Below are 12,583 nucleotides of genomic sequence, written 5' to 3' on the forward strand. Positions count from 1 at the left end.
TCTTATTCTTCTACCTTGATTCCGTTCTCTGTTGCCCACGCCTTAATGGCATCAACAACTTCTCCCGTAATTGGGCCTTTATCAAAGTTAGCAAGTGAAAGTTCTACAGTTCCCATTTTTGTCACAAAATCAACAGAAAGGGCATAGATATCAACCACTTCTACGTCTTTGGCCAAAATCTTCTCGCTGTTGGAGCGAGTGACTTTCCACTCAATTCTGTCATTGTGAATACGGACATAAAACTTACTGGTCATTCGAGTATACCACAGTAGGATAACCACTCCAAGACCAAAGGCAATTGACGACCATTGAGGTTCTTCACCTTCGGCCATTGCATTGTAAACCATGGAACCCGACACGACGAGAGCGAGTACCGTAAACCCAATCATAAAGATGGGTTTAGACGCCATCTTTCCGGGATTAAATTCTACCATTACGAAAGTGATTGTTCAAATTCCCATGCGGAAGACAGCATGTCTTCTAAGGTGTGAATAGGCTTCCAATTCAAGACGGAAGCAGCCTTTTTAATGTCGGCATAAACGGCAGGAACGTCTCCTTCTCTTCTTGCTACCACTTCATGAGGCACTTCCATTCCTGTGGCACGTTGAAAGGCGTGAATCATTTCAAGAACGGTAGATCCAGTACCTGAACCGAGATTAATGACATCAAATGCCGGACGATCTTCATGGAGTGAAACCTCAACCGCACGAACATGAGCGCGGGCAATATCTACCACATGAATATAATCGCGAACGCAGGTGCCATCTCTCGTTTCATAATCACCACCAAATACTTTGAGTGACTTGCGCTTTCCGATGGCTGTTTCCGTAATGTAGGGAACCAAGTGATGCGGTTCACCATCTTGAAACTCCCCAATGTGACCGCTAGAGTGCGCCCCAATGGGATTGAAATAGCGAAGTGCCAAGGTTCTCAACCCGTAGGCCAGCGAAGAATCGCGAAGGATGTCTTCTCCCATTTTCTTGGTATTCCCATACGGCGATTCGGCCGGTTGAAGAGGGGCCGTTTCATCAACGGGTAAAGTTGCAGGTGTTCCATACACCGTACATGAGGAGCTGAATACTACCGGTTTCACCCCGTGCTTTACCATGGAATCAATCAGATTCATGGTAGAGACTAAGTTGTTCTGATAGTATTTCAGAGGATGTTCAACGGATTCATTCACCAACAGAAAAGCGGCAAAATGAATAACTCCAACCATTTCAGGATGCGAAGCAAAAACGCCATCTAGCGCTTTTGCATCACACATATTTACTTCTTCAAAAATGATCTTGCGATTGACAATGCGCTCAATTCGCTCCACCACCTCTATATCAGACTCTGACAAATCATCCAGTACTACAGGCTCATACCCTGCGCTGATCAACTCAACAACAGTGTGACTACCGATGTAGCCCAATCCTCCAGTTACTAGAATCTTTTGCACAGAATTAATGTCTTGAATACTTCTTAAAATCCTTGTGCTCTTTCTTGTAAAGCTCGTCTTCTGGAAGTGATTTGAAATACTCGTAAGTGAGTTTCAACCCTTCGGCTCTTGAAAATTTAGGTTCCCAACCCAGAATTTCGCGGGCTTTGGTAATATCAGGCTGACGTTGTGTAGGATCGTCTTTTGGCAAGTCTTTGTAAATCACCTTCTGGTTCGTCCCGGTCAACTTAATGATCTCTTCAGCAAAATCTCCAATGGTAATTTCGTCTGGATTTCCCACGTTCACTGGCTGGGCATAATCGCTCATCAACAAGCGGTAAATACCTTCCACCAAATCGTCAACATAGCAAAAAGAGCGCGTCTGACTTCCATCGCCGAACACTGTTAGATCTTCTCCTCTCAATGCTTGTCCGATGAATGCTGGCAAAACGCGACCATCATTGAGGCGCATACGCGGTCCATAAGTATTGAAGATACGAACGATACGCGTCTCCAATCCGTGGAACGTGTGATACGCCATGGTCATCGCCTCTTGAAAACGCTTGGCTTCATCGTATACACCACGTGGTCCAACCGGGTTTACATTTCCCCAATACTCCTCGGTTTGTGGGTGAACGTGCGGATCACCGTACACTTCAGACGTAGAAGCCACCAAGATTCTGGCACCCTTCTCAAGCGCTAGTCCGAGACAATTGTGTGTTCCCAAAGATCCCACTTTCAGCGTTTGGATAGGGATTTTGAGATAATCGATGGGACTTGCAGGTGAAGCAAAGTGAAGGATATAATCCAACTTACCTGGTACGTGAATAAACTTTGATACATCGTGCTCATAAAACTCAAACTGCTTGAGCTTGAACAAGTGTTCAATGTTCTTCAAATCACCCGTGATAAGATTATCCATACCAACCACATCGAAGCCTTCGGCAATGAAGCGATCGCACAAGTGTGACCCTAAAAATCCGGCTGCTCCGGTGATGAGTACTCTGGCCATAATCTTTGTCTTATTTATTGAACACCAATTCCGTAATACGTAAATCCGTCTTTGCGCAATTGCTCGCGATTGTAGAGGTTACGACCATCGAATACAACGGGTGTAGAAAGTTCTGATTTCACTTTTTTCCAATCTGGAACACGGAATTCGCTCCATTCCGTTACTAACAACAATGCGTCCGCTCCTTTCAAAGCGTCGTACTCGTTTTCTGCGTAGCGAATGGTCTCTCCCAAGTGAAGGTGCTTTGCCTCTTCCATTGCCACAGGATCATAAGCACTTACAGTACCTCCCGCTGCTAGGATTTGGTTGATAATTACCACACTTGGCGCTTCACGCATATCGTCGGTTTGTGGCTTAAAGCTCAATCCCCAGATGGCAAAGTGCTTGCCTTTTAGATCGCCGAAGTGTTTCTTCAATTTCGCGAACATCACTTCTTTCTGACCTTCGTTCACATCCTCAACCGATTGAAGAATGCGCATCTCATGACCGTTCTCACGAGCGGTGCGAATTAAGGCCTTCACGTCTTTCGGAAAACAACTGCCACCATATCCAATTCCGGGGTAGATGAATTTGTTGCCAATTCGCGGATCTGAACCAATTCCTGTACGAACCGCGTTCACATCAGCTCCCATGATTTCACATAGGTTCGCAATATCGTTCATGAAGGAAATCTTGGTTGCCAACATGGCGTTTGCCGCATACTTGGTCATTTCTGCAGAAGGAATGTCCATGAAAATCACAGGATGACCATTCAATGTAAACGGACGGTAAAGACGCTCCATGATTTCTTTTGAACGTTCCGATTCCACACCTACAACGATGCGATCTGGACGCATGAAATCATCAACTGCAGCACCTTCCTTCAAGAACTCCGGATTAGAAGCAACGTCGAATTCTAAATCGGAACTGCGCTCTGCCAATGCAGACGACAATTGGTTGCGAACCTTCTCGGCAGTTCCAACAGGTACGGTCGACTTCGTTACAACCACAATGTAGTCATTCATGCTCTCACCAATACCTTGAGCCACTTGAAGAACGTACTTCAAGTCGGCTGACCCATCTTCACCCGGAGGGGTTCCAACAGCAATAAAAGCAACCTCCGCATCTTGAATGCTCGAGGCCAAATCTGTAGAAAACTGCAATCTCCCTTTTTTGAAGTTGCGCTCTACGATCTCTTCCAAACCTGGTTCGTAAATCGGGAGGATTCCCTTTTTCAGGTTTTCAATCTTCTTTTCATCAACATCAATGCAGGTTACATTGATACCAACTTCACTTAAACATGCTCCGGTTACTAGGCCTACGTAACCTGTACCTACAATGGCAATTTTCATGATTATCTATTGATGTATTCCAACACGCTAGAGGTGATGAAATCAAGTTGTTCTTTATCGAGTTCCGTGTGCATTGGCAATGAAAGTACCTCATCTACCAAGCTCTCCGTGATTGGGAAATGTCCCACGCCATAACGCTCATCTTTGTAAGCTTCTTGCATGTGCAAAGGCACGGGGTAATAAATCATGCTCGGGATTCCCTTCTCCCCTAAATAAGCTCTTAATTCATCGCGTTTTCCATTCTTGACCTTCAGCGTGTACTGATGGAAGACATGGGTGCTATTCTCGGCTCTTGCAGGAGTTTCCAAATCCTCGCAATTCGCGAAAGCGGTATCATACGCAGCTGCCGCAGCATTTCTCGCACTGTTATAAACATCGAGTTTTCTCAACTTTATGCGAAGTACCGCTGCTTGAATACTGTCGAGGCGAGAGTTTACACCGATGTGATCGTGGTAGTACTGGCGTACCATACCGTGATTCACAATCATGCGCATTTTGGAAGCCAAATCATCGTCATTGGTGAAAATTGCTCCACCATCTCCCATACAACCAAGGTTCTTACTTGGGAAGAATGATGTACAACCTACATGTCCAATCGTTCCAGCCTTCGCAGAAACACCGTCTTTATTAGTAAAGGAAGCACCGATGGCCTGTGCATTGTCTTCAATCACAAACAAATCATGCGCTTTGGCAATACGCTGTATCTCGTCCATGTTCGCCACCTGTCCAAAGAGGTGAACAGGAACAATGGCCTTTGTTTTTGGAGTAATAGCCGCTTCAATAGCAGCAGGATCAATTAAGAAGGTGTCTGGATCTACGTCCACCAAAACTGGAGTAAGTTGAAGCAGGGCGATCACCTCAGCTGTAGCAACAAAAGTGAAGGTAGCTGTGATGACTTCATCCCCGGGTTTCAAGCCTAATCCCATCATGGCAATCTGAAGAGCATCGGTGCCATTTGCACATGGAATCACGTGTTTCACACCGAGATAATCCTCTAATTCAGCCTGAAAAGACTTAACTTCTGGACCGTTTATATAAGCGCTAGAGCGGATAACGTCTAGTACTGATTTATCGACTTCTTCTTGGATACCCTCATATTGGGTAACCAGATCCACCATGCGGATCTCTTTCATGGGTATAAATTTGCTTCCAAAAGTAAGGAACACAGAGCAAACGTAGGCCGAATATTCATCGTTTCCTTACATACATAGACCGAATGAAAAATCATATTTTCGCAACATGCGTAAGGTACTCCTGATTATAGCCATTGCTCTGTCTGCCACCAGTTTTGGTCAGCTCAACATTCAAGATTCAGCCACACAGGGAATTCTAGTGAATATCAATGTAGGTTACTTCCTGAAAGGGGGCGACTTTGCGGAGGTTTTCAACCCTAATTTTTCCGGTGGATTAGATCTACAATACAAGACTCGATCGAACTGGATTTTCTCCATTGGTGCGCGGTATCACTTTGCAGATGGCCTGAAGGATCCAACGGCAATTTTTGGTGGCTTGGTGACTCGACAAGGAGAAATATTGGGATTAAATGGAGAATACGCTCCTGTTACTTTTCGCGAACGAGGATGGGATATGGGGTTTGATGTAGGTAAAATATTTACCAGTCTAGGTCACAATGCCAACAGTGGACCACTATTTACCCTAGGCGTAGGTTACAACAACTATTACATCGACATCCGAAATCAACTGAACAATACCCCACAGATACAAGGTGAGTATTTGAAGGGGTACGACCGTTTTTCACAGGGGTTGATGACGAAACAGTTCTTGGGGTATTTCTTTTCGGGAAGCCGTAAGCGCCTTAATTTCACAGCGGGATTTGAGTTCATGCAAGGTTTTAACACCAGTCTTAGAGAATTCAATTACGACACCCGCTCCTACGAAACGGAGCGCAAGCTCGATCTTTACTACGGCATTCGAATCAGCTGGTTCCTACCGTTCTACGACGAAAATGCTCAGAAGTATTACTATTACTAAATGACCATCTTCTATTCCATAGGTTACACGGCCTATAAGTGGGCTGTGCAACTTGCTTCCATTGTCAATCCAAAAGCGAAAAAGTGGGTAGAAGGTCGATCGCACATCTTCTCAGATTTGGAAGGAATTTCTACATCTGACAAGATTATTTGGATCCACGCGGCCAGCATGGGAGAGTATGAAATGGCTCGTCCGGTTATGGAAAGGTTGAAAGTGGAAGCACCAGATCACAAAATATTGGTGAGTTTCTTTTCACCTAGTGGTTATGAATCGCGCAAAGCAGATCCAGCACATGATTACGCGTGCTACCTGCCACACGACTACCGCCGAAATGCCGCGGAATTCATCCAGTACGTCCAACCGGTCTTGGCCGTTTTTGTGAAGTACGAGTTTTGGCCTAACATCCTTACGGCTTGCTTTGAAAACGACATCCCTGTCAACTTGATTTCGGCGACCTTCCGAAAAGACCACTTCATTTTCTCCGCATTTGGAAAGCCTATTCAGAAGCTACTTAAGAAGTTCACTGTCATTTCCGTTCAAGACGAAACATCGGAATCTCTTTTGTTAGAAAAGGGTTTTGCGAATGTGACACGAACGGGAGATGGAAGATTCGACAATGTTTTAAAGCTTGCTGAAATAGAATACAATCGACCAGAACTGGAAGCGTTCATTGACTATCGACAAAGTCTGATTGCAGGAAGCTGCTGGCGCGAGGACGAAGATGCTGTTCTTCCTCAAATCATGGCACATACTTCACTGGCCGTCATCTTAGTTCCACACGATGTTTCAGAATCCAATATTGCGCGATTGATGAAGCGACTGCCAGCTCCGGCCTATCGGTGGTCGCAGCGAAGCCAAATTGAGAACCCTGGAGAGTATCGAGTACTTGTAGTGGATACCATTGGCGAACTTCGCGCCATGTATTCACATGCATCTATAGCATTTGTTGGCGGTGGATACAAAACGGGGCTTCACAACATTCTAGAACCGGCCAGTTATTCGGTTCCTGTTTTCTTCGGGCCTGTACACTATAAATTTTGGGAAGCTCAAGCAATGATAGACGCAGGTGGAGCTCAAGAGATAGAGAACCCCAAGACGTTCACGAAAGCATTGAATACGTTGGTCATGTATCCTCAGAAGGCTACCGAAATGGGAGCACGCGCTAGAAATTTCGTAGAAAAGCACGCTGGTGCAGGAAGAGCCATTACTGAACTCCTCCTACCTCAATTGCGTTCATAGTTATTTCGAAATACCCTCTAAATCTAGGAAGAAGGCATATTCCATCGCCACTTCTTTATAGGCTTCAAATCGGCCTGATGCACCACCGTGTCCCGTATCCATATTGCAATACATCAGCAGAGGTCTATCGCGATTGGTGCGTTTCTCTCTCAACTTGGCAATCCATTTAGCAGGCTCCCAATATTGCACCTGACTATCGTGAAGTCCGGTAGTAATCAACAGCGCTGGGTAGTCTTTGGTCTCCACGTTATCGTAAGGAGAATACGACAACATGTAGTCATAGTATTCCTTCTCATTTGGATTGCCCCATTCATCGTATTCGCCCGTGGTAAGAGGAATGCTCTCGTCCAACATGGTCGTCATCACATCCACAAAAGGAACGGCAGCAATCACTCCGTTGAATAAACTCGGACGCATATTGATTACGGCCCCCATCAGCAGACCTCCAGCACTACCGCCCATGGCATAAAGATGGCCTTTGGAAGTCATTCCCGACTCAATCAAGAAATCGCCGCAGGCAATGAAATCTGTAAAAGTGTTGCGCTTATTGAGCAACTTGCCGTCTTCATACCAAGGTCTACCTAAGTATTCACCACCACGAACGTGGGCGATGGCGTAGATAAAACCTCTATCTAATAAAGAAAGACGAGTAGATGAGAAAGACGGATCAATAGTATGTCCGTACGAACCATATCCATACAACAGCAGTGGATTCCCGCCTTCGCGTTTCATATCAACTCGATACACGAGAGAAATAGGAACCTTGGTCCCATCATCCGCAGTCGCCCAAACTCGCTCAGACTTGTATTGAGACTTGTCATATCCACCAACTACTTCTTGCTCCTTCAACACCACTTTATCACGTGAGGTCATGTTGTATTCAATCACAGAAGCTGGTGTCGTCATAGACGAATAGCCGTATCGAAGTAGTTCGGTATCATATTGTGGATTGTTCCCTACATAGGCCGTGTACGTCTCTTCATCAAATTCGATATAGTGCTCTTCACTTCCATCCCATCGTTGAATGTGAATTTGATTGAGGCCGTTTGATCTCTCGTCAACCACCAAGAAATCTCTAAAAATTTCAACGCCTTCCAAGAGAACGTCTTCACGATGAGGAATAACATCCACCCAATTTTCAACGCCTGGAGCATCAATAGGTGTCTTCATCAATTTGAAGTTTGTCGCCCCATTGTGATTGGTTCGGATGTACCAGTAATCCTCAAAATGTGCCACCCCATATTCAAGTCCGCGTGTTCGAGGTTGAATTACGGTAAAATCAGAATCAGGTTGATCTGCAGGGATGAATCGATACTCCGTGGTAAGTGTACTGTGAGAGCCGATTAGGATGAATTTCTTGCTCTTCGACTTTCCTACAAACGTGATGTACGTATCGTCTTCCTCGTAATACACCTCAACGTCCACACCGTAGTTTGTACCTAGCTCATGACGATGAACGCGGTCTTGACGTAGCGTTTCTCGGTCTTTGGTGCAATAGAAAACCGTCTTGCTGTCCTCTGCCCAGGTTGCGCTACCGGATGTATTCGGAATAACCTCTTCTAGAATCTCTCCAGTTTCGAGGTCTTTGAAGTGAATCGTATAAATTCTTCGAGAAACGGTATCCACGCCAAAGGCGATCATCTTCGAATCTGGTCGAACAGAAATACCGCTCACTTGGTAATACGAGTGATCTTTTGCGAGTTCATTCACATTCAATAGAATCTCCTCATCCGCATCCATACTTCCCTTCTTTCTACAATAAATAGGATACTGATCCCCCTTATTGAAGCGAGAGTAATAGAAATAGCCATCTAGCTCGTAGGGAACGGAAGAATCATCCTGCTTAATGCGTCCTACCATTTCATCGTACAGCGAAGATTGGAGCTCTTCCGTACCTTTCATAATGGCCTCTCGGTAGGCGTTCTCACTATTTAAATACTCAATTACTTCTTCGTCTTCACGCTGATTCAACCAGTAGTAATTGTCAATTCGAATGTCGCCGTGCTTCTCTAATTGCACAGGAACTCTCTTAGCTTGAGGCTCTTGAGGCATATTTGTAGTGTGATTTGAACAACTAAGGATGGCAAAGGTGCTAAGAACCGCGAAAATAGTACGTCTCATAGCAAGGATATTATTGTAATTTGAGGGCTTCATCAGATACTTTTTAAACATGTCCATTTCTCACACCACTCCAATGCTTCCAGAAGGAAGTCTGAAAGATTCTGTCATCCTCGTTACTGGAGGAGGTAGCGGATTGGGTAAATCCATGTCCACTTACTTTTCTCAATTAGGAGCCAAGGTAGTGATTGCCAGCAGAAAACAAGAGCGACTTGATGAGGCTGCGAAAGAGATTTCTGATCTATCTGGCAATGAAGTATTTCCAATCGCATGTGATGTGCGCAGCATTGATGATGTAGAATCGATGTTGGATAAAATTGAAGCCAAATGGGAGCTTCCACATGTAGTGGTGAACAACGCAGCGGGTAACTTCATCAGTCCAACAGAACGCCTTTCTGCAAATGCCTTCGATGCGATTATCGACATTGTTCTAAAGGGAACCAAGAACGTAACCCTTGCCACTGGAAAGCGATGGATCTCGAAGGGACTAAAAGATCGCAACTTCTTGAACATTGTGACCACTTATGCATGGACAGGTTCGGCGTATGTCGTTCCATCGGCTATGTCGAAAGCAGGAGTACTCGCCATGACTCGCTCCCTAGCGATAGAGTGGGCGAAATACGGAATTCGCTCAAATGCTATTGCACCGGGGCCCTTCCCTACGGAAGGCGCTTGGTCTAGATTGCTTCCTGGCGACACCTCTGAAAAGTTGAATGTCATCAATCAAATACCACTCCGCAGATCTGGCGAACACCAAGAACTGAACAACTTGGCCGCTTACATGATTAGTCCGTTTGCAGCCTACATGAATGGTGAAGTTGTAACCCTAGACGGTGGCGAATGGCTGCAAGACGCAGGTCAGTTGAACTTCCTAGATCAAGTAACCGAAGCAGAATGGGACATGCTTGCCGCAATGACAAAACGGGCCAAGTAAACTCCATACCTCATACCACAACGGACAATCATTCATACGGTTGTCCGTTTTTCTTTTAAACTCAACCCGATGAAACTACACGCCTGCCTCCTACCGCTCTTTGCTCTAAGTTCCTTTGTCGCTTTTGGTCAAACCGAATACAAGGAGAAGCTCGACAGCCTTTTCGATATTCTCGAAGCAAACAACATGAGCATGAACAGCGTGTCCATTTTTGAGAATGGTTCCGAAGTGTACGCTCGATCTATCGGTTTTGAAAATGTGGAAAAGGACATTCAAGCCTCTGGAGAAACGAAATACAGAATTGGTTCGATCTCTAAGACCTTTACAGCCACTATGATTGTGAAATTGGCAGACGCGGGGGCACTTTCTCTGGGAGATAAACTGTCTGATTTCTATCCTCAAATTGAGTATGCAGAGGATATATCCATTGAGGATCTCCTGCGTCATCAAAGTGGAATATTCAACTTCACCAATGCAGATGATTTCTCCACGTATATGTACACTGAGCAATCCAAAGAACAGCTATTAGAACGCATTGCCAAATACGGTTCTGTTTTCAAGCCAAGAGAGAAATCGGAGTATTCAAACTCCAACTACGTACTACTCACTTTTATTCTGGAGGATGTAACGGGAGAGCGTTATTCAGAACTTCTCAAAGAAGAGATTTGCGAACCCTGCGCACTCCTTAACACCTATTTGGGAAGTGATGTGAGCGAAGTTAACCACGAAGCTTATTCCTACTTCTACAGTGGAGAATGGACCCGAATTCCGTCGAGCGACATGTCTATTCCGCTTGGTGCAGGCGCCATCATTTCTACCCCAAAAGAACTCAATCAATTTTACACCTGCCTCTTTAAGGGATATGTATTAGAACGCTCTTCGGTTACCCGAATGGCGACCGATGTAAATGGCTATGGAATGGGAATGTTCCCACATACCTATGGAAAGCATGAAGGATATGGCCATACTGGAGGTATTGATGGATTTCAATCTCATGTGGTCTATTTCCCAGAAGACCATACTAGCTTTGCCGTAACAGTAAACGGCCCAGGTTATGAAGACATCATGGAGGCTATGGTAAAGATTTACCACGGAGAGGAATTCGAGCTTCCGACTATTGCCGAATCTGTCGAAGTAGATCCTGCGTTATTAGAAGCCTATGCAGGAGCGTACAAAAGTGACAACTTCCCACTAGCCATTTCAGTGAGCTTAAAAGAAGGGGAGTTAGTTGCCCAAGCTACGGGACAAGGTGCATTCCCATTGCGCGCAGAAAGCAATACCCGCTTTGTCTTCAACGCAGCGGGTATTGTAATGACATTCAATAAAGAGGAGAACTCCTTCACGTTAGAACAAGGAGGAGGTACCTACCTCTTCGTAAAACAATAGGCTTACTGAGCCATCTTCTCGGCTAAACGTTGAAGTGCAATTCTACTTGGTTCGTGTTGTGGATTGTAGGCTAACGCTTGCTGGTAATCACTACGCGCGCGAATCAAATCGCCCATTCTCTCGTATACAAATCCCCTTCCGTAATACGCACGGTGGTTTACTTGACGAGCTTGAATAGACTTATTAAAGTAATCAATGGCAACGTCGTTTACACCCAACTCTAGGTTGATATAACCCAAGTTGTAAAAGCTCTCAGCGTCAGATGGACGTAGTTGAGTGGCTTTGGTAAACGCTGCGATAGATTCGTTCCACATCTCTTGATCGAGGTAGAACATTCCCATTTTATAGTAAGTAGGCTGATGATTGGGATCGATCTCCAACATGCGCTTGTAGTACACTTCCGCAGTTGGGTCGTGCATATTGGCGAGCATTACAGCCGCATAATCGAGTGCAGCCCAATACTCAGGATCTAGTTCAATAGCCTGTTGCACATATCGTACAGCTTGGGCAGTGTCGCCTTTCAAATCGCGGATGTTGTTTCCCTTGATGAAGTAGGCCACTGGTTCTGATGGATCGATCTCTAGCACCTTATTCACTAGGCGAAGACTTTCACGGTAGTTCTGTACGATGCTATATAGCTCGGCTAACTTTAATCGACAGTCCACATTGTTCGGATCCACCTCAATACACTTCATCCATGCATCGCGAGATTGACGTGTTTGATTCTTGTAGAAATTCACATCTCCCCAATAGAGAAGGACACGTGGATTCAAACTGTCCAACTCCAATGCTGCTTTTACGTCAGCCTCGGCATAAGGAATGTTCTTGGAGCGAATGAACCGATCCGCTCTTTCAATCAGTGCATCTACATCAAACGGATTTTCTCGGAGGTACTCGTTCAATGAATCCGAAGGCAAATTCTGATCGGCCACAGCTGCTGCAATGGAGTCAACGTCTAGCGTCTGGTCTGATGTAGTTGTACTCGTCGAATCACCCTCGCCGCCACAAGCTACGATGGCCGGCAAAAGCAATGTGTATAATCGTGATATCCTCATGCTTGCAAAGCTAATGATAAGGTTTGAAGTGATAACGTCGGAATGAGGGAATGGGTTTGAGGTAAAAGGAAAAGGTCGCCCCAATGGGAACGA

Annotated in this window: 11 protein-coding genes; 4 read left to right on the plus strand and 7 right to left on the minus strand. The window is 45.3% G+C overall.

Going from position 1 to position 12,583, the window contains the following annotated elements; all coding sequences use genetic code 11:
* Positions 1 to 2: 2 nt before the first annotated feature.
* The 5 genes from F8C82_RS09465 to F8C82_RS09485 are packed head-to-tail and all read right to left on the minus strand — an operon-like array spanning position 3 to position 4,899.
* Positions 3 to 434, minus strand: a complete 432-nt coding sequence (locus F8C82_RS09465) for a hypothetical protein (RefSeq protein ID WP_151693346.1) — start codon at positions 432 to 434, stop codon at positions 3 to 5.
* Complete coding sequence (galE, locus tag F8C82_RS09470; RefSeq protein WP_151693347.1) at positions 434 to 1,444, minus strand: UDP-glucose 4-epimerase GalE; 1,011 nt, start codon at positions 1,442 to 1,444, stop codon at positions 434 to 436. Before galE ends, F8C82_RS09465 begins: the two co-directional genes overlap by 1 nt.
* A 4-nt stretch (positions 1,445 to 1,448) precedes the next feature.
* The gene (locus F8C82_RS09475; RefSeq protein WP_151693348.1) at positions 1,449 to 2,435 is read right to left on the minus strand and encodes a UDP-glucuronic acid decarboxylase family protein; all 987 of its coding nucleotides are present in this window, start codon (positions 2,433 to 2,435) and stop codon (positions 1,449 to 1,451) included.
* 14 nt (positions 2,436 to 2,449) lie between these two features.
* The gene (locus tag F8C82_RS09480) at positions 2,450 to 3,766 is read right to left on the minus strand and encodes a UDP-glucose dehydrogenase family protein (protein ID WP_151693349.1); all 1,317 of its coding nucleotides are present in this window, start codon (positions 3,764 to 3,766) and stop codon (positions 2,450 to 2,452) included.
* Between the two features lie 2 nt (positions 3,767 to 3,768).
* The gene (locus F8C82_RS09485) at positions 3,769 to 4,899 is read right to left on the minus strand and encodes a DegT/DnrJ/EryC1/StrS family aminotransferase (RefSeq protein ID WP_151693350.1); all 1,131 of its coding nucleotides are present in this window, start codon (positions 4,897 to 4,899) and stop codon (positions 3,769 to 3,771) included.
* Between the two features lie 106 nt (positions 4,900 to 5,005).
* On the opposite strand from F8C82_RS09485, the gene F8C82_RS09490 reads away from it, so the two are divergent.
* Together F8C82_RS09490 and F8C82_RS09495 are read left to right on the plus strand one after the other, a co-directional pair.
* Positions 5,006 to 5,758: a hypothetical protein gene (locus F8C82_RS09490; protein WP_151693351.1), complete on the plus strand. Its 753-nt coding sequence runs from the start codon at positions 5,006 to 5,008 to the stop codon at positions 5,756 to 5,758.
* Positions 5,759 to 6,997: a 3-deoxy-D-manno-octulosonic acid transferase gene (locus tag F8C82_RS09495; protein ID WP_151693352.1), complete on the plus strand. Its 1,239-nt coding sequence runs from the start codon at positions 5,759 to 5,761 to the stop codon at positions 6,995 to 6,997.
* Here the strand turns inward: F8C82_RS09495 and F8C82_RS09500 are convergent, their stop codons facing one another.
* Positions 6,998 to 9,118 carry a S9 family peptidase gene (locus tag F8C82_RS09500; RefSeq protein WP_151693353.1) on the minus strand — a complete coding sequence of 707 codons (2,121 nt, stop codon included), beginning with the start codon at positions 9,116 to 9,118 and terminating at the stop codon, positions 6,998 to 7,000.
* Between the two features lie 55 nt (positions 9,119 to 9,173).
* Between F8C82_RS09500 and F8C82_RS09505 the strand changes: the two genes are divergently transcribed.
* Both F8C82_RS09505 and F8C82_RS09510 read left to right on the plus strand, forming a co-directional pair.
* Positions 9,174 to 10,049 carry an SDR family oxidoreductase gene (locus F8C82_RS09505; RefSeq protein ID WP_170266265.1) on the plus strand — a complete coding sequence of 292 codons (876 nt, stop codon included), beginning with the start codon at positions 9,174 to 9,176 and terminating at the stop codon, positions 10,047 to 10,049.
* 69 nt (positions 10,050 to 10,118) lie between these two features.
* On the plus strand, positions 10,119 to 11,435 hold the full coding sequence (locus tag F8C82_RS09510) for a serine hydrolase domain-containing protein (RefSeq protein ID WP_151693354.1): 1,317 nt from the start codon (positions 10,119 to 10,121) through the stop codon (positions 11,433 to 11,435).
* Between the two features lie 2 nt (positions 11,436 to 11,437).
* On the opposite strand, the gene F8C82_RS09515 is transcribed toward F8C82_RS09510, so the two are convergent.
* A complete protein-coding gene (locus F8C82_RS09515; RefSeq protein WP_151693355.1) occupies positions 11,438 to 12,490 on the minus strand; it encodes a tetratricopeptide repeat protein in 1,053 nt (350 codons plus the stop codon).
* Positions 12,491 to 12,583: the final 93 nt, after the last annotated feature.

The organism is Phaeocystidibacter marisrubri, from assembly GCF_008933165.1.
In the GTDB taxonomy this organism is placed as follows: Bacteria; Bacteroidota; Bacteroidia; order Flavobacteriales; family Schleiferiaceae; genus Phaeocystidibacter; species Phaeocystidibacter marisrubri.